Annotated in this window: 21 protein-coding genes; 6 read left to right on the top strand and 15 right to left on the bottom strand. The window is 70.2% G+C overall.

Going from position 1 to position 26026, the window contains the following annotated elements; translation table 11 throughout:
• The first annotated feature begins 177 nt into the window (after positions 1–177).
• Both ACFWIS_RS13350 and ACFWIS_RS13345 read left to right on the top strand, forming a co-directional pair.
• Positions 178–2868 carry an RICIN domain-containing protein gene (locus ACFWIS_RS13350; RefSeq protein WP_380453522.1) on the top strand — a complete coding sequence of 897 codons (2691 nt, stop codon included), beginning with the start codon at positions 178–180 and terminating at the stop codon, positions 2866–2868.
• A 98-nt stretch (positions 2869–2966) separates the two neighbouring features.
• A complete protein-coding gene (locus tag ACFWIS_RS13345) occupies positions 2967–4073 on the top strand; it encodes a ricin-type beta-trefoil lectin domain protein (protein ID WP_380453519.1) in 1107 nt (368 codons plus the stop codon).
• A 151-nt stretch (positions 4074–4224) separates the two neighbouring features.
• Here ACFWIS_RS13345 and ACFWIS_RS13340 read toward each other — a convergent pair whose 3' ends face one another.
• From ACFWIS_RS13340 to ACFWIS_RS13295, 10 genes are read right to left on the bottom strand one after another with little or no spacing between them, the layout of a single operon-like run.
• Positions 4225–5262, bottom strand: coding sequence for a PfkB family carbohydrate kinase (locus ACFWIS_RS13340; RefSeq protein WP_380453517.1), 1038 nt, complete (start codon positions 5260–5262; stop codon positions 4225–4227).
• Entirely contained in the window at positions 5259–5888 is a 630-nt protein-coding gene (locus tag ACFWIS_RS13335) for a bifunctional 4-hydroxy-2-oxoglutarate aldolase/2-dehydro-3-deoxy-phosphogluconate aldolase (RefSeq protein ID WP_380453514.1), read from the bottom strand. The genes ACFWIS_RS13340 and ACFWIS_RS13335 overlap by 4 nt, the downstream gene beginning before the upstream one ends.
• Entirely contained in the window at positions 5885–6676 is a 792-nt protein-coding gene (locus ACFWIS_RS13330) for an SDR family oxidoreductase (protein WP_380453512.1), read from the bottom strand. Before ACFWIS_RS13330 ends, ACFWIS_RS13335 begins: the two co-directional genes overlap by 4 nt.
• On the bottom strand, positions 6673–7725 hold the full coding sequence (locus tag ACFWIS_RS13325) for a zinc-binding dehydrogenase (protein WP_380453510.1): 1053 nt from the start codon (positions 7723–7725) through the stop codon (positions 6673–6675). The genes ACFWIS_RS13330 and ACFWIS_RS13325 overlap by 4 nt, the downstream gene beginning before the upstream one ends.
• Positions 7726–7754: 29 nt before the next feature.
• Complete coding sequence (locus ACFWIS_RS13320) at positions 7755–8639, bottom strand: amidohydrolase family protein (RefSeq protein ID WP_380453508.1); 885 nt, start codon at positions 8637–8639, stop codon at positions 7755–7757.
• A 36-nt stretch (positions 8640–8675) separates the two neighbouring features.
• Complete coding sequence (locus tag ACFWIS_RS13315) at positions 8676–9023, bottom strand: L-rhamnose mutarotase (protein ID WP_380453506.1); 348 nt, start codon at positions 9021–9023, stop codon at positions 8676–8678.
• A complete protein-coding gene (locus ACFWIS_RS13310) occupies positions 9020–11017 on the bottom strand; it encodes a hypothetical protein (protein ID WP_380453503.1) in 1998 nt (665 codons plus the stop codon). Before ACFWIS_RS13310 ends, ACFWIS_RS13315 begins: the two co-directional genes overlap by 4 nt.
• 35 nt (positions 11018–11052) lie before the next feature.
• Entirely contained in the window at positions 11053–11961 is a 909-nt protein-coding gene (locus ACFWIS_RS13305; RefSeq protein ID WP_380453501.1) for a carbohydrate ABC transporter permease, read from the bottom strand.
• Between the two features lie 55 nt (positions 11962–12016).
• On the bottom strand, positions 12017–12925 hold the full coding sequence (locus ACFWIS_RS13300; protein WP_380453499.1) for a carbohydrate ABC transporter permease: 909 nt from the start codon (positions 12923–12925) through the stop codon (positions 12017–12019).
• Positions 12922–14286, bottom strand: coding sequence for an ABC transporter substrate-binding protein (locus tag ACFWIS_RS13295; protein ID WP_380453496.1), 1365 nt, complete (start codon positions 14284–14286; stop codon positions 12922–12924). The genes ACFWIS_RS13300 and ACFWIS_RS13295 overlap by 4 nt, the downstream gene beginning before the upstream one ends.
• Positions 14287–14648: 362 nt before the next feature.
• Between ACFWIS_RS13295 and ACFWIS_RS13290 the strand changes: the two genes are divergently transcribed.
• A complete protein-coding gene (locus ACFWIS_RS13290) occupies positions 14649–15449 on the top strand; it encodes a FadR/GntR family transcriptional regulator (protein WP_380453494.1) in 801 nt (266 codons plus the stop codon).
• A gap of 95 nt (positions 15450–15544) precedes the next feature.
• Here the strand turns inward: ACFWIS_RS13290 and ACFWIS_RS13285 are convergent, their stop codons facing one another.
• The 4 genes from ACFWIS_RS13285 to ACFWIS_RS13270 all read right to left on the bottom strand — a co-directional run bounded on the left by ACFWIS_RS13285 (position 15545) and on the right by ACFWIS_RS13270 (position 20530).
• On the bottom strand, positions 15545–17293 hold the full coding sequence (locus ACFWIS_RS13285; RefSeq protein WP_380453492.1) for an amylo-alpha-1,6-glucosidase: 1749 nt from the start codon (positions 17291–17293) through the stop codon (positions 15545–15547).
• Between the two features lie 48 nt (positions 17294–17341).
• Positions 17342–18103, bottom strand: coding sequence for a carbohydrate ABC transporter permease (locus ACFWIS_RS13280; RefSeq protein ID WP_380453623.1), 762 nt, complete (start codon positions 18101–18103; stop codon positions 17342–17344).
• 107 nt (positions 18104–18210) lie between these two features.
• Positions 18211–19203: a carbohydrate ABC transporter permease gene (locus ACFWIS_RS13275; protein WP_380453489.1), complete on the bottom strand. Its 993-nt coding sequence runs from the start codon at positions 19201–19203 to the stop codon at positions 18211–18213.
• A 76-nt stretch (positions 19204–19279) separates the two neighbouring features.
• A complete protein-coding gene (locus tag ACFWIS_RS13270) occupies positions 19280–20530 on the bottom strand; it encodes an extracellular solute-binding protein (protein WP_380453486.1) in 1251 nt (416 codons plus the stop codon).
• Positions 20531–20827: 297 nt separating this feature from the next.
• Here ACFWIS_RS13270 and ACFWIS_RS13265 point away from each other — a divergent pair, with 297 nt between their 5' ends.
• From ACFWIS_RS13265 to ACFWIS_RS13255, 3 genes are all read left to right on the top strand, one after another.
• Entirely contained in the window at positions 20828–21868 is a 1041-nt protein-coding gene (locus ACFWIS_RS13265) for a LacI family DNA-binding transcriptional regulator (protein WP_380453484.1), read from the top strand.
• Positions 21869–22368: 500 nt separating this feature from the next.
• Positions 22369–24192 (top strand): RICIN domain-containing protein, encoded by a 1824-nt coding sequence (locus ACFWIS_RS13260; RefSeq protein ID WP_380453482.1) that lies wholly within the window; start codon positions 22369–22371, stop codon positions 24190–24192.
• Entirely contained in the window at positions 24189–24359 is a 171-nt protein-coding gene (locus tag ACFWIS_RS13255) for a hypothetical protein (protein WP_380453480.1), read from the top strand. Before ACFWIS_RS13260 ends, ACFWIS_RS13255 begins: the two co-directional genes overlap by 4 nt.
• An 84-nt stretch (positions 24360–24443) precedes the next feature.
• Here the strand turns inward: ACFWIS_RS13255 and ACFWIS_RS13250 are convergent, their stop codons facing one another.
• Positions 24444–26015: a ricin-type beta-trefoil lectin domain protein gene (locus tag ACFWIS_RS13250; protein ID WP_380463968.1), complete on the bottom strand. Its 1572-nt coding sequence runs from the start codon at positions 26013–26015 to the stop codon at positions 24444–24446.
• Between the last annotated feature and the right edge of the window lie 11 nt (positions 26016–26026).

Raw genomic sequence — 26026 nt, 5'->3', positions numbered from 1 at the left:
CCGAACTGGAACTTTCTCCCCTCAGAAGCTGCTCACGCTCATCGAGTCCAGCACCTCCCCTGTGTCATCACTGTTGCGGCAACGTAAAAATATGCATGTCTATCGTCTTGACAGGGTCACTCCTACCCCCCAATAAATACAACTCATAGGAGCCCCATTTGAAGGAGGAACATCCTCATGAGACCCCTGCGCATCGGCGCGCGGACGGCCATGGCGTTCGCGGCGGCCGCCGCCATCGTCACGGCCGCACTGCCCGCCCAGCCCGCCTACGCGGCCACGACGAACTTCTACGTCGACCCCGTCAACGGCAGTGACGGCAACCCGGGGACCAGCACGACGTCGGCGTTCAAGACCATCCAGGCCGCACAGGCCGCGGTCCGGAACGTCAACACGAACATGTCCGACGACATCGTCGTGAACCTGCGCGGTGGCACCTACCCGCTCACCAGCCCGGTCACCTTCGGCACCGCCGACTCGGGCACCAACGGGCACACGGTCGCCTACCAGGCCTACAACGGCGAGACGCCCGTCATCACCGGCGGTACGACGCTCACCGGGTGGACCCCCGCCTCCAACGGCGAGTACAAGGCGTCCGTGGGCGCCCTCAACTTCCGCCAGCTGTACGTCAACGGGGTCCGCGCCACCCGGGCCCGCTACCCGAAGACCGGGTCGGACTTCCAGTTGCAGGGCAGTGACACCACCAACAAGCTGCTGAAGGTGCTCGGTTCGCAGGTCTCCACCTGGGCCAACCTCAACCAGGTCGAGCTGATGCTGGAGACGCAGTGGGGCGAGAGCTACCTGCGGCTGAAGTCGATCAGCTCCGCCAACGGCACCGCCGACATATCGATCCAGGACCACGAGGCGGGCATCCTCTTCCAGCGCCCGTATCCGCAGCTCGCCAACGGCTCCCCGCTGCACTTCGAGAACGCCCACGAATTCCTCAGCGATCCCGGCGAGTTCTACGTCGACACGGCCGCGCAGACCGTCTACTACAAGCCTCGCCCCAGCGAGAACATGTCCACGGCCACCGTTCAGGCGCCGACGCTACAGACGCTGTTCGACGTCAAGGGCACCAGCCTCGACAGTCCCGCCCACGATCTGCGGTTCTCCGGTCTCACCTTCACCCAGACCACCTGGATGGAAGCCAGCAACAACGGCTACCTGAACGCCCAGGGCGGCAACTACAACATCTCGGCCGACACCTCCAACAAGCAGTACGTCGGCCGCCCGCCGGCCGCCGTGCAGGCCGCCTACACCGACCGCGTCTCCATCACCGGCAACGTCTTCACCAAGCTGGGCTCCACCGCGCTCGACCTCTCGCACGGTGTCCACGGCAGCAGCGCGATCGGCAACTACATCTACGATGTCTCCGGCAACGGGATCATGCTCGGCAAGTTCTCCGACCCGACGGTGGAGTACCACACCGTCTACAACCCGCCCACCTCGCCGGCCGGCGAGGACGCCCGGGAGGTGGTCAAGAACGTCTCCGTCAAGGACAACCTGATCACCCGGACCGGTGAGGACTACCTCGGCACCGCGGGCATCAACGCGGGCTTCGTCAACAGCACCGCCATCGACCACAACGACATCTCCGACGCGCCATGGGCCGGCATCTCGCTCGGCTGGGGCTGGCAGTCGGCGGCCAACGCCGAGGGCAACAACAGCGTCAGCTTCAACCGGATCGGCAACGTGATGACCCGGCTGTGCGACTCGGCCGGCTTCTACCACCTGTCGAACGACCCGGGCACGGTGGTCAACGGCAACTACATCCACGATGTGGTGCGCAGCTCCGCCGCCTGCGGCTCTCCCGTCTCCAGCATCTACCTGGACGAGGGGTCGAACAACATGACCGTCTCGAACAACGTGCTGTCGAACCCGGACGTGTCCATCAACCAGAACGTCAACGGCTCCGACCAGACACTCACCAACAACACCTCCTCCGGTGACGCGGTGATCAAGGCCTCCGGCCTCGAGTCCGGCTACCGGTGGATGCCCCTGGTACCCAACCTCGCCTGGAACAAGAGCGCGACCTCCTCGTCGGCCTTCGGCACCGGCTTCGAGGCCTCCAAGGCCGTCGACAACAACAGCTCGACCGGCTGGTCGCCGACCGGCAGCGACACCTCGGCCTGGTGGCAGGTCGACCTCGGCCAGTCCTACCAGCTCGGCCAGTTCGCGCTGACCACCCGTCAGGACGTCGACCAGTCCTCGACCCGCGGCAACTTCGAGGTCCGGGCCTCCAACGACCCGAACTTCGGCAGCTACACGGTCGTGGGACGCCAGACGTCCACCCTGCCCTACGCCGCGACGCTCACCGGCAAGATCGACGTCCGCCAGGCCTTCCGCTACGTGCGGGTCGCCAAGACCGACGGCGCGTACTTCTTCATCACGGACTTCAGCGTGCAGCAGACCGGCGGGGCCCTCGCCGCGTCGACCGGCGGACCGGCCGTCGACCCGTCGTCGTTCTACACCGTCAAGAACGTCAACAGCGGCCAGGTCGTGGACGTGAGCGGCTGGTCCGGCGCCGACGGAGCGGCCGTGGACCAGTGGCCCGGCACCGGCGGTGCCAACCAGCAGTGGAACATCGTCCCGGTCAGCGGCCAGCTCTTCAAGATCCTGAACCGGAACAGCGGCAAGGCCCTCGAAGAGCCCTGGTCCTCCCACTGGAGGGGGACCGCCGCGGACCAGTCCACCTACAACGGCGGCAACAACCAGCTCTGGTACTTCGAGCCGACCACCGGTGGCTACCTCCTCCGCAACTACGAGAGCAGGCAGGTCCTGGAGGTGAGCGGCGCGTCGACCGCCAACGGCGCCGCCGTCGACCAGTCGAACGCCACCAACCAGTCCCACCAGACCTGGACGATCCAGTAGTCCCGGTGACACCGCCCTGAGCCGAGACGGGGGGCCGGAAGGCGTCGCTCTCCGACCCCCCGGTTGTCAGCAGCCACTCACAGAAGAGGACACCTGCAATGCGAAAGTCATGGGCACTGCCCCTGATCGCGCTCGTCACCGCCGCTCTCGGGATGACGACGACCGGTGCGATCCCCGCCTCCGCCGCCACCGACACGCCCCTGCGGGTCATGCCGCTGGGCGACTCGATCACCTGGGGTCTGGGGAGCAGCACGGGCAACGGCTACCGGGGCCCGCTGTGGGACGCGCTCGCGGCGGACGGCCATCCGGTCGATTTCGTCGGTACGGGGCGGAACGGTTCGATGTCCGATCCCGACAACGAAGGACACCCGGGATACCGCATCGACCAGATCGCCGCCCTCGCCAGCGCTTCGCTGACCCGATTCCGGCCCAACATCGTCACGCTGGAGATCGGCACCAACGACCTCAACGGGAACTACCAGCCGTCCACCGCCGCCGTCCGGCTGAAGTCGCTGGTCGACCGGATCACCGCCGACGTCCCCGACGCGACCGTCCTCGTGGCCTCCCTGGTGGTGTCCACCAGCGGCTCGGAGGAGCAGTACCGGGCCGCCTACAACCAGGCCGTCCCTCGGATCGTGAGCGATGCACAGGCTGCCGGCAAGCACGTCGCGTACGTCGACATGAGCAGCCTCACCACGGCCGACCTGGCGGACACCTTGCACCCCAACGATGCGGGCTACCGGAAGATGGCCGACGCCTTCCATCGCGGCATCCAGGCCGCGGGCAGCGCCGGGTGGCTGAGGAATCCAGCCCCCGCCGCCGCACCCGTGCAGTCGGGCCTCGCCGGAAAGTGCCTGGACGTCAACGGCGCCGGCACCGCCGACGGGACCGCCGTCCAGACCTGGGACTGCAGCGGCAGTGCCAACCAGCTGTGGTCCGCCTACACCGACGGCACCCTCCGCTCCATGGGCAAGTGCCTCGACGCTGCGGGCTGGGGGACGGCCGACGGCACCAAGGTGCAGCTCTGGGCCTGCACCGGCGGCGCCAACCAGGTCTGGCAGCCCTACAACGGCGGCTACCGCAACCCCCTCTCCGGCCGCTGCCTGGACGTTCCGGGCGCCTCCGCGGCCAACGGGACGCAGCTCCAACTGTGGGACTGCACCGGCGGCTCCAACCAGAGGTGGACCACGCTGACCGCCGGATGACGCCCGCTCCGTGAACTCCATCCGGTGTCCTGCAACGCAGAGCGGCCCCCGCGCCGACCGTCCGCCGAGGACGGTGGGCGCGGGGGCCGCCGCGAGCCGGTCTTCCGGAGGCACCAGGGCTGCTGCCTGCCGGTACCGGCCGAGACGCCGCTCAGCGGCGGACGGCGGCGGACGCTCCCGCCATCAGGGCCTCGACCTCGGCGAGCGAGGCCATCACCACGTCGCCGGGAGTCGTCATCGCGAGGGCACCCAGGGCCGTGCCGTACGCCAGGGCGCGCGCCAGCGGGGCCCCGGCGAGCAGGCCGTGGATCAGGCCGGCCGCGAAGCCGTCACCGGAGCCGATGCGGTCCAGGACGTGCAGTCCCGGCATCGAGGGGCCGACGGTGTAACCCGTTTCGGCGGACCAGGCGGCCGAGGACCAGTCGTTGACCCCGGCCGAGGGGACCTCGCGCAGGGTCGTCGCCAGCACCCGCGCTCCGGGGAGCAGGGCTGCCACCGAGGCGAGCGCGTCCGGCACCTCGTCGGGGCCGAAGCGCTCGGCGCCGGGGTGGCTGCCCGCCATGCCCAGGGCGCCGACGATGACGTCGGCGTGCCGGGCCAGGCGCAGGTCCGTCTCCCGGGCCCGCTCCGGTCCGCCGCGCCCGGCCCACAGGCTGGGACGGTAGTTGGGATCGTAGGAGACGGTGACGCCGTGGCGGCGGGCGGCCGTCATGGCCTCCTCCGCGACGTCCGCGGTGGTGTCCGAGAGGCCGGCGAAGATTCCGCCGGTGTGGAACCAGCGCGGGCCCGAGGAGAGGACCGCGTCCCAGTCGACGTCGCCCTTGCGCAGCTGCGAAACCGCGGTGCCCGCGCGGTCGCTGACGCCGAGGGCGCCGCGGATGCCGAAGCCGCGCTCGACGAAGTTCAGGCCGTTGCGCGCGCCGCGGCCGATACCGTCGTCGGGCACCCAGCGGATCAGGGAGGTGTCGACTCCGCCCTGGAGGATGAGGTCCTCGACCAGCCGCCCCACCTGGTTGTCGGCGAGGGCGGTGACGACGGCGGTGCGCAGGCCGAAGCAGCGGCGCAGCCCGCGCACGACGTTGTACTCGCCGCCGCCCTCCCAGACCCGGAACGAGCGGGCAGTGCTGATCCGCCCCTCCCCCGGGTCGAGGCGCAGCATGACCTCGCCGAGGGCCACCACGTCGGTCACGGGGCAGCCACCTCCACGGCCTCGGCCGTCAGGCGCCGGATCTCCGCGTAGGCGCCGGCGTCCAGGTGTGCGGGCGTCGCCAGCCAGCTGCCGCCGACGGCGAGGACCGCGGGGTCGGCGAGGTAGGCGGCCAGCCGGGCGGGGCCGATCCCGCCGGTCGGCACGAAGCGCGCCGACGGGAACGGGGCCGCGAGGGCGCGGAGCGTGCGCAGGCCGCCACTGGCCTCGGCGGGGAAGAGCTTGACGGTGTCGAGTCCGGCCCGCAGGGCGCGCATCAGCTCGGTGGCGGTCGCGATGCCGGGCACCACCGGAACTGCCAGTTCCCGGCAGGCGTCGATGACTTCCTCGTCGTATCCGGGCGAGACGACGAACCGGGCCCCGGCCGCCACCGCACGGTGCGCCTGCTCGGCGGTGAGCACCGTGCCGGCGCCGACGGCCAGGCCGCCGTGCCCGGCCATCGCCTTGAGCACCCGCTCGGCGGCCGGGGTGCGGAAGGTGACCTCGGCACACCGGGCGCCGCCGGCGGCGAGCGCGTCGGCCAGCGGGCCGGCGGTGGCCGGGTCGCGCACGGCCAGCACCGGCATGACGCGGGCGCCGTCCAGGACGGCGGCGAGGTCGGTGCTCATCGGCCCAGCCATCCGCCGTCGACTGGCAGGACGGTGCCGTGGACGTAGGCGGCGGCGTCCGAGGCCAGGAACACGGTGGCGCCCGCCAGGTCCTCGGCCCGGCCCCAGCGACCGGCCGGGATCCGCTCCAGGATCGCCGTGCTGCGCACCGGATCGTCCTGGAGCGCCTGGGTGTTGTCGGTGGCGATGTAGCCGGGCGCGATCGCGTTGACGTTCACGCCGCAGCCGGCCCACTCGTTGGCCAGGGCCTTGGTCAGACCGGCGATGCCGTGCTTGGCGGCGGTGTAGCCGGGCACGGTGATGCCGCCCTGGAAGCTGAGCAGCGACGCCGTGAAGATGATCTTCCCCCGGCCGCGGGCCACCATCACCGCGCCCACCGCGCGGGACAGCGCGAACTGCGCACTCAGGTTGACCTGGAGCACCAGGTCCCAGTCGGCGTCCGGGTGTTCGGCGGCCGGCGCGCGACGGATGGTGCCCGCGTTGTTGACCAGGATGTCCACCGGCCGCTCGCGTCCGGCGAGGTCCGCGCCCAGGGCCCGCACCGCGTCCGGGTCGGCGAAGTCGACGCGGACCGCCTCGAAGGAGCGGCCCGCGGCCAGGACGTCCTTCTCGACGTCGCTGCCGCTCTCCTCCAGGTTGGCGCTGACACCGATGACGTCCGCGCCGGCCTCGGCGAGGGCGCGGGCGATGGCCCGGCCGATGCCGCGCCGGGCGCCCGTGACGACGGCGAGCCTGCCGGTCAGGTCGAAGGCACCCCTCTTGTCGGTGAGCTCGCTCCGCTCGCTCATGCGGTCGCTCCCTCGGTGCAGTCGGTGCCGTCGGTGCAGTCCACGAGGATCTTCATCACGTCGCCGCCGCCCTCCAGGGCCTCGAAGGCCGCGGGGGCCTCGGTCAGCGGCACCACCTTGCTGATCAGCCGCTCGGCCGGGATCGTGCCGTCGGCGACCAGCGCCACCGCCCGCTCGAAGTCGGAGCGGTCGTACAACCGGGCTCCCACCAGGGTGAGTTCGCGCCAGAAGAAGCGGTGCAGGTTCACCTCGCGGGGGCGGGGGTGGATCGCCACCAGGCACAGCCGGCCCCGCACCCCGAGTACTTCGACCGCGGTGTCGACCCCGGCCGCCGCGCCGGACACCTCGAAGGCGACGTCCGCGCCCGCGTCCCCGGACCACTGCCGCACGGCCTCCGGCACGTCCTCGGCGGCCGGGTCCCAGGCCGCGAACCCCAACTCCTCGGCGAGCTTGCGCCGGTGGGCGCTCAGCTCCACCACCCGCACCTCGGCCCCGGCCGCCCGCGCCACCAGCGCGATCAGGATCCCGACCGGACCGCCGCCCACGACGACGACCCGCTCACCGGCCCGCACCTCGGCCCGCCCGACGTCGTGCACGGCCACCGCGGTGGGCTCCACCAGCGCGGCCCGGTCCAGCGGGAGCGAGCCGGGCAGGCGGATCAGCGTGGAGGCGGGGACCGTCCAGCGCTGCTGCATCGCACCCGGCGAGTCGATGCCGATGAAGTCCAGCTTTTGGCAGACGTGCTGATAGCCGCTCAGGCAGGCCGAGCAGGTGCTGTCCCAGCGCAGCGGCATCACCGTCACCGCGTCGCCGGGCCGCCAGCCGTCGACGCCGGAGCCGACCTCCACCACCCGGCCGGACATCTCGTGGCCCAGGACGGCCGGCGCGGCGACGCGGGCGTCCATGTCGCCGTGGAAGATGTGGAGGTCGGTGCCGCAGATCCCCACGTAGGCGGGCGCCAGCAGGACCTCTCCGGGGCCGGGCTCGGCGGGCTCGACCGGGGCCGTGTCCAGTGTGCGGGCGGCCGTGTATCGAACGGCAAGCGTCATGGTGATCCCAAAGGTCTCGTCGGTTCGGGTTACGAGTGGGCGGTGAGGCGGTAGAAGGCGGTCGCGGTGCCTGCGAGGATCGCCGAGGTCTCGTCGGCGGAGCAGCCGTCGAGCAGTTCGTCCACGGTTTCGGCCCAGCGGTTCCAGCCGCCCGCGAGGATCGCCACCGGCCAGTCCGAGCCGAACATCAGCCGGTCGGCGCCGAAGGCGCTCAGCAGGACGTCCCAGACCGGCCGGATGTCGGCGGTGGTCCAGGCCTGGTGGTCGGCCTCGGTGATCAGTCCCGACACCTTGCAGACCACCTGCTGGTGCGCGGCGAGCCGCCGCAACCGCTGCTCCCACTCCCCCAGTTCGCCGCGGGCGATGTCCGGCTTGCCCGCGTGGTCGAGCACCAGCGGCAGGTCCGGGAGGCGCTCGGCCAGTCGGCTCGCCTGGTCGAGCTGGTGGCTGCGGACGAGCACGTCGTAGCCGAGACCGCGGTCCCGCACCGCCGCCAACCCGGCTTCGACCTCGGGGCGTTGCAGCCACTCGGGGTCCGTTTCCCCCTGGACCAGGTGGCGCAGGGAGCGGAGGTGGCCGCCGCCCGGGCCGGCGAGCAGCCGGTCGATCTCGTCGCCCACGGAGGGGGACGTGAGGTCCGCCCAGCCGACCACGGCCGCGATCAGCGGTTCCCGGGCGGCGAGTTCGAGCAGGTCCTCGGTCTCCGGGACGTCCGGGACGCACTGCACGACCACCGTGCGGTCGAGCCGGCGGCCCGCCACCGTGCCGGTGGCGGTGGCGCGCAGGTCGCCGGGGGTGAACGTGCGGCGGATCGACGTCAGGTCGGGCTCGTCGAGCCAGGGTTGCGGGCGCTGGACGAGGTCCCACAGGTGGTGGTGGGCGTCGATGAGCGCGGGGGGCCGGCTGGTGGTCACGGGGGCTCCGGTGGGGGTGGGTCCGGTGTGGGCGGCTCAGTCGGCGGTGTGGCCGCCGGGTTCGCTCAGGTGCCAGACCTCGGTGAGGTCGGTCCACTGGCGGGAGTCTCCACGGTCGGGGAAGGGCTCCTGGCAGGGGTCGGTGAGCTTCCACCACTCCTGGGTCACCGGGTCGGCCTCCAGCTCCGCGATGTCGGCCTCGAAGTGCTCGCCGTGGTACTCGAAGTACGCGAACAGCACGTCGTCGTGGAGGTGGATGCTGTAGTTGCGGATCTTCGCCCGGTGCAGCGCCGCCTCGACCCCGGGCCAGACGGCGGAGTGGAGTTTCAGGTACTCCTCCCGGTGCTCGGGCCGAAGCCTGATGGTCTGGGCGAAGCGCTTCATGAGAATTCCTCCGATGTTTCGACGTTCGCGCAGGCCGAGGCATCGAACGGCGAACGATAGCTGGGGGTGCGGGTGCGGAGCTCCAGCCGGAGCGTCATCCGGATCCGGGTGGACGCGGGCAACCGCACCGTCAGGTAGGCACTGTCGCAAACCGTCTCCGACTCGCCGACCACCGGCTCGGTGTGGCCGTAGTCGTACATGTCGCCGATCCAGCCCTCGTCCGTACAGGTCGTGTACCGGGCCGAGGCGATCGTGTGCTCGGCGAATGCGCCCGCCTGAATGATAATCGTCCGATCTTTGTCTGGCGAGAGGTTCACCAGCTCGACAGTGGTCGCCTCGGGATCGATGGAGGTGACCAGGGCGGCCACGTCCTGCGGCAGCCCCGCCCGCCGAACCTGGGCGTCGTGGTAGCGCAGTCGGGCCTGCTGGAGGCCGCCGTTGTAGAGCACCTGGGGGCCGCCCCAGGTCAGCTGGACGAGGGCCTCGGTGGCGACCGGGTTGCACTGCTGCCACACGTGGATGTCGGCCTCCTCCACCGCCAGGTCGCGGTAGCGCTCCATCCGCCGCAGGCGGTGGCGCACCTGCGCCTGGGCGGCGGCGAGGATCCGCTCGGGGTAGTCCGGGTCGTCACCGGCGAGGAAGGCGAACCACGCCTTCTCGTGCCCGGACTCCTCCTTGGCGCGGAACGGCCGCACGGTGCTCCAGTCGAGGCCGTCCGCCTCGCGTAGCCGCTCTATCCGGGCGCGGTCGACCTCGGAGGCGGTGTGGTGCCACAGCGCCATCGGCACCGGCAGGGTGACCGGGTTGTAGTCGAACCAGCCCGAGTCGTTGTGCCGGAACGGGAGGTGGAGCGTCGGCTTGTCGGTGTCCGAGGCGAGTTCGACCGTCCACTTGGACCGGAGGCTGGAGTCCGCCTCGGTGAAGGGCATCAGCTTGGCCCGGGAGATGATGTCGTCGAGCGAGGTCCCGACCATCGAGAGGTAGTCGTCCTCCCCGGTGCTCACCGCGGCGGCCAGCGCCGCCACGCAGGCCGCGTGGCCCACACTGTGCCAGCCGTGCGGCCAGGACCAGCCGTAGTGGCCGCCGTACCAGCGTCCTTCGAGCAGGCCGCCGACGGCACCGTCCGGGCTGACGTTGTCCGGGATGAGTCCGCCGTTCGCCTCAGTGCGCTCCCGCCAGGCCCCGACGTACTCGACGATCCAGTCGCGGTAGCGCTGCTCGCCGGTCAGCACCCAGGCGTTGAGGACCAGGCCGGCCGCGGCGAGGTTGACCGCGGTGTCGCCGACGCCGATCCGCTCGCGCATCCGGGCGCCGAGCCGAGGGTCCGCCGAGAGCGGGTACGGGCCGTCCTGCGCCTCGGGGAGCCATTCGAGCGGGTAGCCGTACGTGTCCGCTTCCTTCTGCAGCCAGGGGTAGACGTCGCCGTCGCTCACGCCGCGGCGGTCCGGGTCGCTGCCGTTGTGCGGGCGGGTGATGATGCGGTGCGCGGGGTCGTAGTTGCCGTGGGCCGGGTCGACGTACAGCTCGGCGAAGCGCAGGGCGCGCTCGGACCAGCGGTCGGGGTCGGCCATGCACAGGAAGTAGAGCAGCAGCAGGCTCTCGCCCTGGTGGAACCAGTCGTAGCCGCGCTCGTACTCGCCCCGGAGCATGCCCAGTTCGGTGAGGTGCGCGGTGACGCCCTCCCAGTGCCTGCCGCTGGCGTCCAGGAGGTCGTCGGCCCCGCCCAGCAGGTACAGCTGCGGCCAGTTGAAGAAGACCTCGTAGAAGTCGTCCACACCGTCACGGGTGGTCAGCCGGCCGTTGTAGTTCAGCCGGCCGTCGGGGCCGGTGAACTCGCGGGCGAAGCGGCGCCAGCCGTGGTCGAGCAGGTCGAACAGCTCGCGCTGCGCCAGCGCCCAGCCGGGCGGTTCGAGCAGCGGCACCGAGGCCCGGATCTCGGCCGGGGAACCCGTGGCGTCCTCGCCCGGGGATGGGTCGGTGGAGCTGAGGGACATGGGGAGGATCTCCGATCGGGGTGACGGCACGGGTGTCATTCCTTGGTGGCTCCGGCGAGCATCCCGCTGACCAGGAAGCGCTGGGCGAAGAGGAAGACCACCAGGACCGGGGTGATGGCGACCAGGGTCGCGAGGGCCAGCTGCGGCCGCTCGACGGCGAGCGAACCGGCGGTCGGGTTGAACTGCGGCACGCTGCTGAGCAGGTTGCCGACGCCGACCTGGACCGGCATCTGGTCGTCCTGGGGCAGCATCACGTACGGCAGGAAGTAGTTGGTCCAGTTGGCGACGAAGCTGAAGAAGCCCACGAGCGCGATGACCGGCGTCGCCAGCGGCAGGGCGATGTGGCGGAAGACGCCGAGTTCCGAGCAGCCGTCCATCCGTGCGGCCGCCAGCAGGTCCTTCGGCACGGCGGTGGTGAAGTAGATGTACGTGAGGTACACGCCGAACGGGTAGAACGCGTACGGCAGGATGATCGACCACATGGTGCCGATCAGGTGCGCCGCGTTGACCTCCAGGAACAGCGGCACGACCAGGGTGGCGCTCGGCATCAGCATCACGACCAGGGTCGAGACCAGCAGCAGGCGCCGGCCGCGGAACTCGGTCATGGCCAGCGCGTACCCCGCCGGCACCGACACGCAGAGGGTGATGGCCAGGGAGATCACCGCGTACAGGGCGGAGTTGCCGAGCCACTGCAGGATCGCGCCGTCCTGGAAGCCCCTCAGGGCGTCCCAGTTGGCCAGGAGGGCGTCCCAGGAGCCGAAGGAGAGCGGGTTGTCGTGGACCAGTTGCTGGTCGGTCTTGGTCGCCGCGAGGACGAGCCAGAGCACCGGCAGCACGAAGAACGCGGCGAAGACCGCGAGGACGGAGCCGGTCAGCAGCCGGTACGACGCGTTCCGTACGGGCCGGCGCCTCCGCCGGGACGCCCGGCGTGGAGCTCGGGTCATGGCACTTGGCTCCCGTTCCTCGCGTGGTGCGGCGGCGACCGCGGTGGCAGGGGTCTCAGTCGGCATCGAAGAATCCCGACCGTGCGACGAAGAAGCCGGCGGCCGTCACGCTGACGACCAGGAGCTCCATCGAGACCGCCGCCGCGCCGTTGACGTTGTTCATCTGGAAGGCGAAGTCGTAGGTCAGCTGGTTGAGCGAGTAGTCGCGCCCGGCCACGCCCACACTGGCGAGGGAGAGCAGCTGCGGCTCGACGAAGAGCTGCGCGCCGCCCGCGAAGGCCAGGATCACCATGTAGACGATCCACTTGCGGAGCATGGGGATCTGCACGTGCCGGGCGGTCTGCCAGGCGCCCGCGCCGTCGATCCGCGCGGCTTCCAGGACGTCGTGCGGGATGTTGTTGAGCGCGCCGTACATGACGACGATCCAGCCGCCGGCCCCGGTCCAGAAGGCGATCGCGGTGAACAGCACCGGGAGGTTGCCGGGCGCGATGACCTCGCCGAAGGTGTCGAAGCCCAGCAGGCCCAGCAGCGACCTGACCGGACTCACCGTCGGATCGAGCATGAACAGCCACACCAGCACGCTCGCGGCGCCCGCGAGCGCCCCGGGGATGTAGTAGAGGAAGCGGAGCGTGCGACTGATCGGCCCCGAGGAGAGGCGGTGCAGCAGCAACGCCAGCCCCACCACGAACACCACCAGCGAGACCAGCCAGAACAGCAGGTAGAGCGCCACGTGGCCGATCGCGTCCACGAAGCGGAAGTCCTGCGCCGTGGAGACGAAGTTGGCGAGCCCGGTGAACGAACCCCCGGCGTCGGTGAAGGCGAAGTAGATCGCGTAGCCGGTCGGCAGGACGCCGAAGGCGACCAGCAGCAGCGCGTAGCCGGCGACGAAGGCCAGGCCGGCCCGGCTCCCGCGGGCGCCGCCGCGGCGCCGGCGGGAGCCGACCGAGGAGGAGTCGAGGGTCACTGCGAGACCTTGTATCCGAACGACTGGGCGTGCTTGACGATCGAGTCCTGCCAGGCGGGCAGCAGGGAGGTGACGGTCTGCCCCTGGGTCAGACCGGGCTTGACCGTGGCGGCCCAGACCGCTTCCTGGCTGAACTGGCCGGAGCCCCAGCCCGACCACACCTGGGAGGAGGCGTCCTTGAGGGCGCCGAGGTCACCGGCGTAGTACCCGGCGGCCGCCTGCGCCTTGAGCCACTCCTCGGCGGCGGGCGCGTAGGCCGGGAAGCCCGGGGACTTCTGGGCCTGGTAGGCGTTGTCGGTGGTGACCCACTTGAGGAAGTCGGTGGCCGCCCTGAGGTGGGTGGAATGCTGCGACACCAGCCAGGTGCCGCCGCCGACGTTGCCGGTGGCCGGCTCGGTGTCGCCCTGCCACTGGGGCATCGGGGCCACGCCGATCGTCTTCTCCGGCACCTTGAGCGTGTCCCGGAACACCGCACCGCCGAACCACGCCGGGCCGGGCATGAGCAGGACCTTGTCGGCCTCGTTCTTGGCGAAGTCGGTGCTGAAGACCCCGCTGACGGACATGGACTTGTTCTTGATCAGGCCGTCCAGGAGCGTGGCCATCCTGGTGCAGTCCTCGCCGGTGGTGTTCACCGAGACCGCCTTGGGGCCGGTGATGTGGTTGGCCCCGCACTTGCTCGCCCAGAGGTAGATCTCGGGGGCGAAGGAGTCCCCGGCGTCGCCCACCAGGTAGCCGGGGTGTTCAGCGGCCACCTTCTCGCCCAGCGTCCGGTACTCCTCCCAGGTCTTCGGGACGGTGTAGCCGAACTGCTGCATCAGCGGCGCGTTGTACCAGAGCACGGTCTGCGAGAGGTCGTTGCGCAGGCAGTAGACGGTGCCGTTGACCGTACAGACGTCGTTGGCGCCCTTGGCGAAGCCGTTCAGGGTGTCCGCCGGGATCAGGCCCTTGTCGAGCGGTGCCGCGAAGCCGGCGTCGACCGCCCAGGTCGCCTCGTTGTTCTGGGAGCTGAACACGACGTCGGGCCAGCCCTTGCCGGTCCGGTTGAACAACTGGACCTTGGTCTGGAGGTAGTTCGAGCCGTTGGCGTCTCCGTCGTAGGAGACGATGTCCAGCTTCACCTCCGGGTGCAGCGCCTGGTACTGCTTCGCGGCGGCCAGCCTGGTCGCGTCGACCCAGACGGTCAGTGTGCCGTCGGACTGCGCCGCCTGGGCGAAGCCGTCCCTGGTGGTCTTTCCGGAGGAGCCACCACTGCTACAGGCGGCCGCGGTCATCACCAGGGTCGCCGCGCAGGCGGCGAGCATCACCGCTCGTCTCTTGCCGGACACTGCTTCCCGGCCGACCGGAGGCTTGTTGACGGTCATCATCGACTCCACTGCAGAGGCCCCGAACTGATCGGGAGGTGGGGGGAGGGCGACGCGGGACCGTCCCGGTCCGGCGTCGGATACCGAAGGGCCGCCGTTCCGCTGCTGCCCTGGGAGACCATTAGCCGCCCTATCGAGTGGGTCGTCAAGAGTTCACACAGTCTTATTCAGACTGATTTCGGACCGCCTACCGGGCTCTGCACGGCGATTGTGATGCTTTTTTAGGTACCTGTCTGCTTTTGTGGGTCGATTCGCGCCATGAAGCTCGATGGAATGAGTAGGACTCATTGCCTCCTACGGTAAGCTGGGACAGCTCGCCGACGCGCAGCCTCGCCTCGCGCCCCACCCCGAAGGCAGGACAGATGAACGACACGCCCACGCCTCAGACCGCGCTGCCCGCGCAGGCCTCCCCCGTCCCCGGGGCGGGGCAGACCGGTCCGGGCGAGGAGCGGCGGGACTACCGGCCGGGATACGAGATCGTGTCGGAGCAGATCCTCGAGTACATCGCCGAGGCACGCCTGGTGGCGGGCGACCGGCTCCCCACGGAACACGATCTGGCCAAGACGCTGAACACCAGCAGGGCCGTGGTCCGGGAGGCCGTGAAGATCCTCTCCGCGCTCGGCCGCGTCCGGGCGCACAAGGGGCGCGGCCTGTTCGTCGCGGACGACGAGGGCATGCTCATCACCAGCCGCTGGGGCGGTTTCTTCCGTCCCGTCGACCTGGACCACGTCCTGATGCTGTTCGAGTTCCGCAAGGTCCAGGAGATGGCCGCCAGCAGTCTCGCGGCCACCCGGGCCACACCCGCCGAACTGCGCACCATCGAGGTCGCCATGCAGCAGTGCCGGCACGGGGCCTCCCACGGCCAGGTCGACGTCTTCAACCAGGCGGACGACGACTTCCACACGGCCGTGGCCACTGCCGCTCACAACACCTTCCTGCTCAGCGCCGTGCGGGACGCCCGCAGGCTGCAGCGCCAGTCCAGTGCCATCGGCATCCACGACGTGCTCAGCGAAGGGACCCAGGCGGCGGTCGAGGAGCACGAGGCGATCTACCGGGCCATCCGTGACGGCCGGCCCGACGAGGCCGCCACGGCCACGGCAGCACACCTCGACCGGACGCTGGAGGACTACCGCCGGGAGATCCAGCGGCGCCTGTTCGGCTAGCGGCCGCCCGTTCGCAGCGCGGCGCCGAGGGGGCGAGGATCCCCTCTTCCGACCGGGCGGTATCGCCCGGACTCCCCGACCGGACACCACCACGCTCAGAAGACGGTCGACGGGTCCGGCGCGCGGCGACGGGTGTGGGCTTCCGCCAGGAGGAGGTACGCGGCGGCGGTCCAGGTGTAGGCGCGGTCGCGCAGTCCGGCGCCGGTGAGGGCGTCGAAGTTCTCGGCGAAGCCGGAGGTCTCGCACAGCGAACGGAAGCGGGCGCTGACCTCGTCGGCGAGGTCGGCGTGGCCGGCTCGACGGAGTCCGTCCTCGATCAGGACGGTCGACGGTGCCCAGATCGGGCCGCGCCAGTAGCCGTCCTCCTCGTAGCAGGGGGAGTCGGGGTGTTCGGTGGCCAGGCCGTGGTCGGTGAGGTGGCCGCGGATGCGGTCGGCGAGCTTGGCGCCGATGGACTGCGGCAGGTGCTCCCCGAGCACGATCGGCATCAGGTCCAGCAGGCTGCGGCTGTGGGTGGTGGTGCCGGTGTGCGGTGAGCGGGCGAGGAACTGATCGCCGTCCCACAGCTGGTCGAGCAGGGCGGCGAGGACGGTGTCGGCGAGGGCGGTGAACTCGTCGGCTTCCTCCACGCGGTCGAGCTCGCCGGCCATCCTGGCGAGCTCCTTGAGCTGCAGGACGAGGAACGAGGCCAGATCGGGTGCCTCGACCAGACGGCGGGAGTCGAAGGTGGTCGCGTTGTCCCAACCGCTGTCGTTGCCGTGGTGGTAGTGCGGCAGAGCCGAGCCAGGGGCGCGGCGGGCATCCAGCCAGAACCGGGTCCAGTTCCTCAAGCGCTCGTACGCGACGGTGAGTTGCCGGCTGGTCAGCGGTTGTGGCAGGCGCTCGCGCAGGCGGCGCAGGGCCCAGCCGTGGATGGGCGGCTTGACGAAGTTGTAGAGGACTTCGGAGTGCGTGACCGAGTCCGGCAGGGCCCCTCGCTCGTCCTGGTGGTCGAACGGCAACTGGAACTGGTCCCAGGCGAGTTCAGGGGAGGCAGGGGCGACCGCCAGGGCGTTGAAGCAGTGGTCCCAGCTCCAGACCTTGTCCATCCAGTGCTTCGACATCAGGATGCCGGGGCGCTTCAGGAAGCCTTCGGGGCAGACGGTGGCGGACCACAGGACGTAGGCGGCGAGGTCGGCGGAGGGAGCGGTGTCGGTGAGGGGGGCGGCCAGATCCCGCGTGAAGGAGCGGAAGGCCGCCCGCGCGCGGTCGGTGACCGTGTCGAAGTCGTCGCCGGTGGCGTAGGGGGTGCGGGCGCTGTCCGTTTCCTCGATCACGGCCTCCCATTCGGGCGCACCGCGGAGCGTCAGGCGCCGGTCGGCGTCGGCGAGCCCTTCGGCGCCGGCGGTATCGGCGAAGGCGCCGGACAGGAGGGTGATGCGGTAGCGGCGTCCGGTTTCGTAGGAACTGAACTGGTAGGAGCCGTCGACCGGGTCGCGGTAGAGGTACGTGCCCGTGAACGGGGTCAGCTTCCCCTCAGCGGGGGTGATGGCGAGGGACAGGTTCCGGCCGCGCACCCGAAGGGCGCTGGCGCTCTCGTAGGCGAACTCGACACGGCCTTCCGCGGCGGCCACGGTGAGGAGACCGGGCGTGGGGTGCCAGGCGGCCGGCGCTCGGTTCCCGGTGCCGGGTACGAGGGGCAGCAGGCGCAGGACGGCGTGCATGCCGTTCTTGTGGGAGACCAGGTGCAGGTCACGGGTGCGGGTGTGCAGTGCGGTGACCGGTGACAGGTTGAACCAGGACCCGTAGTGACTGAACGGTATGTCCTCAAGGGCGAACGCCGGGCCGTGGGCGATGTCGGTCAAGGCAGAGCTCACTTCTTGGTCGGATGTCGGGTGTGCGGCATCGGGCGGTCAGTCCTTGACCGCTCCGGAGGTGACGCCCGCGGCGATGTAGCGCTGGGCGAGGACGAGGATCAGGGCGGCGGGGATCGAGGCCACGACGGCGGTCGCCATGATCGCGTTCCACTGCTGGTTGTTGTTGCCGATGTAGTGGTAGATGCCGAGCGTGATCGGCTGGTTGGGCCCGCCGTTGTCGAGCGTGCTCGCGAAGACGAAGTCCGACCAGGACCACAGGAACGCGAAGAGGGACACGGTGACGACGGCGTTCCGGCTCATCGGCAGCACGATCGACAGGAACGTGCGCACGGGCCCGGCACCGTCGATCTGGGCGGCCTGCACGAGTTCCCCGGGAATCCCGGACATGAACGCGGTGAAGATCAGCACGCCGAACGGCACCGCGAGGGTGGAGTCGGCCACGATCAGGCCGGGCACGGACTCCATGAACCCGAGGTTCACATAGATGCCGTAGAAACCCATCGCCATGATGACTCCGGGCACCATCTGGGCCACGAGCATCAGGAACGACACCAGGCCGCCGCCGCGGGGCCGAAGCTTCGCCAGGGCGTACCCGGCGGGCGCGGCCAGGGCGACGGTCAGTGCCACGGTGCCCAGACCGATGAACAGGCTCGTTGCCAGGTAAGGGAGTTGCTGGCCCAGGACCAGCCGGTACCCCTCGAGCGTCCCGTGGATCGGCAGCAGGTCCGGGGTGGCCTTGCGCATGTTCCGGTCCTGGGTCAGCGAGACGTTGACCATCCAGTAGACCGGGAAGAGCATGGCCGCGGTGAACAGGACGCCCAGGGCGGTCCTCCACCACGCGCGGTTGCGGGGGCGGCGGGACGCCGCGGCGTCGGCGGGGCGCGGGCCCGGGGCGGTTGCGGAGCTCATGATGCGTTCTGCTTTCGCTGGACGCGGACGTACAACAGGCCGAAGACCAGGGCGATCAGGACCAGGAGGTTGCCGACGGCGGAGCCCGGGCCGAAATGGGGCAGCAGGTTCCCGAAGCCGAGGCGGTAGGACCAGGTGGCGAAGGTGGTGGACGAGTCGTTGGGACCGCCCTTCGTCATGATCCAGATGATGTCGAAGACCTTCAGCGTGTAGACCAGGCCCAGCAGCAGCGTGATCGCTGACACCGGGCGCAGCAGGGGGAAGGTGATGCGCCAGAAGCGCTGCCAGGCGTTGGCGCCGTCCAGGGCCGCGGCCTCGTACAGCGAATCGGGGATGGTCTGCAGCCCGCTGTAGAGCACGACCAGGTTGAACGGGACGCCGATCCAGATGTTGGCGACGATGACCGACGCCAGCGACCAGGAGGGCGATGTCAACCAGTTGACCGGGCCGACGCCGAGCGTGTGCAGCACCGCGTTGACGACACCGGAGTCGCTGTTCAGCATCCACGACCAGGTGGATGCCGACACGATCAGCGGCAGCAGCCACGGGACCAGGAACAGCGCCCGCAGGGTGGACGACAGCGGGAAGTGCTTGACGAAGAACACCGCGAGCGCGAGCCCGATCGAGTACTGGAAGAACAGCGAGACGCCGGTGAAGATCACCGTGTGCGTCAGTGCCGGCCAGAACGTCGGGTCCTGGACGACGTCGCTGTAGTTCCGCAGCCCGGTGAACGGGGCGCCGCCCTGCACGAACGACCGCACGGTGTAGTTGTGCAGGGACAGGTCGATGTTGCGGTACAGCGGGTAGGCGTAGAAGACGGCCAGGTAGATCACTACCGGGGCCAGGAACCCCCAGGCGGTCCATTGCTGCGAGCGCGGCTTGCCCCCCGGGGCCCTCCCGGCGGAGGCAGCCGGTGCGGGTACGGTGGTCGCCGCCCCCCGTCGGGCCCGCGCGGGCGGAGCTGCCGCCATCTGCGTGGTGTCGGTCATCAGCGAGAGGTCCTTTGTGGACGGGCCCGCGCGGCGGCGCCGGAGCCCGGGGTTGCCGGATGAGAGCCGGAGGCTCTTACTTGGTGGCCGCGGCCTGGGCCGCGCTGAGGGCGTCCTTCGGCGACTTCGCACCGGTCAACGAGGACTGCACGGCACCCCACAACTGCTCGGAGATCTCGGGGTACTTCGTGCCCAGGTTGTCGCTGGTACGGCCCTTGGCAGCGCTGACCGCCTGCACCCACACCGCCAGGTCCGGGTTGGCGGCGACCTGCTTGTCCTGCGCGGCCTTGGTCGGAGCCACGTAGGACAGCGTCGCGTCGGTGGCCACCAGGTTCTCCGCGCTGGTCAGACAGGACACCAGCTTGGCGCTGGTGCCGTAGCGGCCCTTGTCGCTCTGCACCGGCACCGTGACGAACTCGCCGCCGGTGGGTGCTGCGGCGGTGCCGCCGTTCATGGTGGGGATCGGCAGGATCCCGTAGTCGAAGCCGGCCTTCTTCGCGTTCGCGAGCTGCCACGTGCCGTTCTCGGCGAAGGCGAACTGCCCGGTGGCGAACTCCTGCCAACTGGTCGTCTGGGTGTTGTTGATGACCGAGTTGGGCGCGTAGCCGCTCTTGAGCCAGTTCTGCCACAGCGACACGGCGGACACGGCCTGGTCCGAGGCGACGTCGGTCAGCCGCGCACCGGAGCCCCAGTACCAGGGCAGGAACTGGAAGCTGCCCTCCTCGGTGCCGATGGCGGAGAAGGTGATCCCCTTCTTGCCCGCGGCCTTCACCTTCTCCAGGGCGGCGTTGAGCGAGGCCCAGTCCTTGATGCTCGCCACGTCGACTCCGGCGGCCTGGAGGACGCTCTTGTTGTAGTACAGGGCCAGCGTGTTCGCACCGATCGGCGTCCCGTACGTCTTGCCGCCGCTCTGACCTGCGCCCAGCAGGTTGGGCAGGGCCTGCGAGGTGTCGATCTTGTTCTCGTCGGTGGCGGTGAGCACGCCGGCCTCGGCCAGCGTGGACACGACCGGGTTGTCGACGATCAGCACGTCCGGCGAGTTGCCCTGCTGCGCCGCCAGCAGTGCCTTGTTGGTCAGGTCGGTCGTGTCGAACGCGGTGCGCTTGACCGTCACACCGGCCTGCGTGCCGCAGGTGTTCAGCAGCTTCGCCCAGTCGGAGCCGGCGTCGAACTGCGGGTAGGGGTCCCAGATCGTGTAGGTCCCCGAAGCCGAGCCCGACGAGCCGGCGGACGTCCCGGAGGATCCGCTGCAGGCCGAGGCGCCGGTGACGACGATCGCTACGGCCAGAGAGGCGAGTGCGAGTCTGCGAGAGGCAGTTCTGTTCATGGCGCGTTGTCCCTTTCCGACCTGCGGCGTCGCGGGGTCAGAAGAAGCGAGCGGAGGCTCTGGATGCGTTACGCGGAGATGTCGAACCGGTTGCGCGAACCGGTTCGACTGGGAACCTAGGCCGCCCTACGGCTGTCGTCAAGAGGCCTGCGCGGCTTGCCATCTGGCACTGCCCGTCATGCCCCGGGTCTCACCGCAGGGGTGGACACGGATGGCCCGGATGTGTTTCGCCATGTGTAGTCGAACCGGTTCGCTCGCCTTAGGATGGCGGCCACGACAGGGCCACAAGGGAGCGGAATGAACATCGGCGAGATCGCACGCCGTGCGGGAGTGTCACGCAGCACGGTCTCCTACGCGCTGAGCGGCAAGCGGCCCGTCTCCGAGGCCACGCGCAAGCGCATCCAGTCCGTCATCGACGAACTGGGCTACCGCCCGAACGCCTCAGCCCGTGCCCTCGCCGAAGGCCGCACCCGCACGATCGGCCTGGTGATCCCGCCGGCCGGCAGTCGCCTCACCCACATGCAGCTGGATTTCGTGGGCAGCGTTGTCGACGCGGCCGCGAAGGCGGACCTCGACGTCCTGCTCTCCCCGTCGGGCGGCGATCACGACCGCTCCTTCGAACGGCTGGTGTCGGAGAGCCGCGTGGACGGTGTGATCCTCATGGAGATTCGCCTGGAGGACGCCCGCGTAGACCGCCTGCGTGAGGCGCGCATGCCGTTCGTCGGCATCGGCCACCCGGCGGACGACCCGGGCATGTTCTGGGTCGATGTCGACTACGCCGGGCTGATCGACCACTGCGTTCGACACCTCGCAGACCTGGGGCACCGCCACATCGCCCTGCTGAACCGATCTCCCGAGCTCGTCGCCGCCGGCTACGCGCCGGGCCACCGGGCCAGCGCCGGCTTCCAGCGAGCGATCACCGAACTCGGCCTCCAAGGGACCGAGCTGCTGTGCGGCGATGACGCCCGCTCCGGCCAGAAGTGCATCACCGGCCTGCTCGAAGACCATCCCGAGGTCACCGCGCTCGCCACGATCAACGAGGCTGCACTTCCGGGAGTCCAACGCGCCTTGCAGGAAGCCGGATTGGTGGTCCCCCGGGACTTCTCCCTCACCGGCGTCGTCGCCAGCCAATGGGCGGAGGACTTCCGCCCCCCACTGACGGCCGCAGACATGCCGAGCGATCAGTTGGCCGCCCGGGCCATGTCCTTGCTCATCGAGATCATGGGCAATCCGTCGACGCCGACCCAGCACGTCCTGATGAGCCCCCCGATCTCGCTGCGCCACAGCACTGGTGCGGCTCCTGCCGGTTCCCCTGGAATGACGGTACGTCAGGACTGAGGCGCCCCAAGGCCCGGAGCGGGGCGCTCACCGGTGGCGGACACCACGGTCACGCCGCTCCGGTGTCCGCGTTCTCCAGCACCTGGATGCCGGGGCCGGGCATATGTGCGCGTTGACGCCATCGATGCGCGATGCCTTGACGCCCGCGCCGACACGTGACCATAGTGATGCCGTTGCGGGGCCCGAAGCCTCCAGGGCCTCAGGGGTCCCTTGCCGCCCATCGGTCGTCGGCGTCGACACCCAGCGCGCCCCTTCCTTCTCCATCGTCCGTGGAGACGTCGCGCCCTCTGCGAGAAGAACGGCTTCGCCGAGCACCTCGACGTCCGCACCGGGGAAGGACTTCGCGACCGCGACCGCGCCCGCACCTGGACCGCCGGCAGCTGCCTCCTGCTCGCCGAGGACCACGCCAGGCGCACCTCCCCCCGGAGCGACGACCGCCGGAGCGCGCGACACCGGCAGATCGCCGGAACCAACCCACCCCACCAGTCGGGAGAGCCGCCATGCAGCCGCACCGCCGCAGACTGACCGTCAGCCTCGCCGCCCTGCTCACCACCCTGGCCGCCGGGGTCGTCCCCGTCACCAGCGCGCACGCCGCCGACACCGGCGTGAGCGTCGACTTCTCGACCGCCGGGAGCGCCCCCGGCTACCGTGCCTCGGGCACGATCTACGGGCTGACCCCCGACGGGTCGCTGCCGCCGGACCACTTCTACCGGGACATCAAGTGGCACTTCGAGCGGGCCGGCGGCGCGCAGCTCAACGGTGGCGGCTACGCCACCAGCCTCGCCGACTACCAGACCCGCTGGAACGCCACCCTCGCCCAGTACAAGCGCACCGTCTCCCTCGGCGGCACGTTCGTCATCCTGCCGCACGACCTGTGGGGCGCCGACGGCACCACCAACCAGGCCTTTCCCGGCGACAACGGCAACTGGACGCAGTTCGACGACTTCGTCAACCAGCTCATCTCCGACGTCAAGGCCAACAACATGACGGTGGAGTGGGACCTGTGGAACGAGCCGGACCAGAACGGCTTCTGGAGCCGGCCCCAGAGCCAGTACCTGCAGATGTGGTCGCGGTTCCACGCCGCCGTGCGGGCCGACCTCCCCGGGCAGCTCATCGTCGGCCCCAGCAGCGCGACCCCGCCCGGCTCCTCCAACACCTGGTGGACCACCTTCCTGAGCTACGTCAAGGCCAACAACGTCGCCCCCGACATCTACAGCTGGCACGCCATCCCGCACGACCCGGTCCTGGCCGTCAGCAACGCCAACTCGACCCTCGCCGCCGCGGGCCTGACCAACACCCGCCCGTACCAGATCAACGAGTACGCCGGGCTCGAGCAGCAGAACCCCGGTGGCGGCGGCTGGTTCATCAGCCGTTTGGAGCGGGCCGGCGCCGACGGCCTGCGCTCCAACTGGGGAGGGGGCCCCGGCCTGCACGACTACGAGGCCGGCCTGCTCACCAAGAACGGCTCCGGTCAGTACCTGCCGAAGGGCGAGTGGTTCCTCTACCGGTACTACGGCTCCCAGACCGGAAACATCGTGAGCCTCACGCCCGGTACCAACACCGACGGGCTGGCGACCAAGGACAACACCGCGCGCAACGCGAAGATCCTGCTGGGCGACAACGGCAACACCGGCAACGTCACCGTCGGTCTCAACCGCCTCGACACCACCTCGGTGGTGGAGAACGGCCGGGTGCGCGCGATCGTCCAGCGCATTCCGAACAACGGCGGCGGCGCGGTGACCGGACCGGTGACGGTCTCCGACCAGACCCTGACCGTGAGCAACAACTCGGCGTCGGTGAACGTGCCCTGGACGGACGCCACGGACGGTTACACCGTCACCCTGCTGCCGCCGTCCAACGCCACCATCTCCACCGTCGCCGTCGTACAGCACAGCGGCCAGTGCCTGGACGACACCAATCTCAGCACCACCGACGGCACCCAGTACCAGCAGTACAACTGCGAGGGCGGCTACCAGCAGATGCTCGACCTCAAGCCGGTCGCCGGGCGCGCGAACACCTACACCGTCGTCAACGAGCGCAGCGGCAAGTGCCTTGACGTCTCGGGCGCTTCCACGGCCGACGACGCCGCCGTCATCCAGTGGACCTGCAGCGGCGGCACCAACCAGATGTTCACCCTCCAGCCCGTCACCGCGCTCGGCAACAGCCAGGACTACCAGCTCGTGGCCGTCCACAGCGGCAAGTGCGTCGACGTCAGCGGTGTCTCCACCACCCCGGGCGCCCTCGTCCACCAGTGGACCTGCGACCCGGCGGGCAACCTGGTCAACAAGAGGAACCAGATCTGGCGCCTGACCGGCAAGGCATGACCTGTCGCGCCCGCCCGCCGGGCACCGGGTCGACGGGCGGCGCGGCCGCGCGGCACGCCGACCGGGCCGTGTTCGAGGGGCTCGGCGTCGAGGCAGCCGCACGACGCGGCGGGGCCGGCGAGCAGCTGGACCAGCTCGCCCACGGGCTTCCGAGCGGCCCCCGCTGACGGCGCGTCGAACGAGCCCCCGGCGGCCCGGAAGAACCGGGCCGCCGGGGGCTCATCGAGCCGCCGGCGCGGCTTCGTCCCTTGCTACTTCCGGCTCCACTGCTGGTTGTTGCCGCCGTTGCAGGTCCACAGCTGGACGAGGGCGCCGTTGGCGGTGGAGCCGCCGGAGACGTCCAGACACAGTCCGGACAGGGCGCTGGTGATGGTGCCGTCACTGTTGACGTTCCACTGCTGGTTGCTGCCGCCGGTGCAGTCCCAGATGATGGCCTTGGTGCCGGGCGAGGTCCCTGAGCCGTTGGCGTCCAGGCACTTGTTCCCGTACACGCGCAGTTCCTTGGCCGGGTTCAGAGGCCACTGCTGGTTGTTGCCGCCGGTGCAGTCCCAGATCTCGGTCTGCAGGCCGTTGGTCGTGGCCGCGCCCGGCACGTCCAGGCAGCGGCTGGAGCCACTGCCGCGCAGCGCGGTGCCGGCGCTGCCCCCGCCGCCCGGATTGGTTCCGGTGCCCCAGCCCCACTGGAGCCGGTCGAGGCCGGATTGGTTGGTGACGGCCAGCGAGAGGTTGGTGCCGCTGCCGTTCAGGGAGGTGATGGCGCACGAGGCGTTCTCGCACGGGCCCGGACCCTGCGTCTGGGCCGCCCCCTTGACGCCCGTCCACAGCACGGAGCCCATGCCGAGACTGCGCACGGTGTCGGTGACGGCGTAGAGGTAGGACAGGTCGTTGATGCCGTCCTTGGGACCGTTGTAGTTGACGCCGGTGTTCATCGGGACGCCGAACTCGGTCAGCAGGGCCCGGTCGGCGTGGCCGCAGAGGTTGTTGGTGAAGTCCTGGACCCAGTCGGCCTCGGTGGTGTGGCTGTCGCCGAACATTCCGTAGATGTGGATCGACAGCAGGGTGCCGGCCAGCCGAGAGTCGGAGCCGACGGCGCACAGGTTGAGGTCGGCCGAGAAGCCGGGCACGATCACGTGGCCGCGGGGCAGGCCGGGGTAGCGCGCGAGCCAGTTGGCCTCGAAGTCGGTGAGGTCGGTGGCGCTGTAGTTGTAGGGCTCGTTCATGATGTCGAAGTAGAAGTTGCCGCGCGAGCCGTACGTGTTGATGACCGTGTCCCACATCTGGTTGAAGGACGCGACGTCACTGACCTTCCCGCCCTGCAGCCACGGCGCGACGATCACGTTCATGCCCAGCGCGGTGGCGGCGTCCAGTGCCGCCGTGTAGCTGTTCCACCAGGGGCCCGACGTGGTCGCCGCGTTGAAGCCCAGCCGGACGGTGTTGGCGCCGAGTGCCTGGAATCCCTTGAGGATCGCCGTGGACTTCGCGTAGGTGGTCGAGTAGTCGTCCGAAGTCGACAGGCCCACGGGCACGTTGGGGCCGGTGATGAAGTTGTCGTCCGGGTCGGCCCAGTTCACGCCGTGGAACTGGGCGGTGGCGGATGCCGCCGGGGTCGCCTGCGTGGTCGGCGCGGCCTGCGCCGCGCCGGCGGTCAGCAGCCCCGACAGGGCCAGGGCCGTGGCCGCAAGGCCGGCGATCACGTGCCGGGCGGCCCGCCGAAGGCTGCGGCCGGTACGGGGTCGGCCCTGGGGGGCGGTCCGGGAGTTCGCGGGTTCGTCCGTTGCCGCTTCTTTCGAACGGCGGAAGAAGCGCCGGTTCATCGTGGCCATGCAGTCTCCCT

Source organism: Kitasatospora sp. NPDC127060, assembly GCF_042724935.1.
Classification (GTDB): Bacteria; Actinomycetota; Actinomycetes; order Streptomycetales; family Streptomycetaceae; genus Kitasatospora.
The sequence above is the reverse complement of the archived record's forward strand: the minus strand, read 5'-3'. Positions and strand labels throughout refer to the sequence as shown.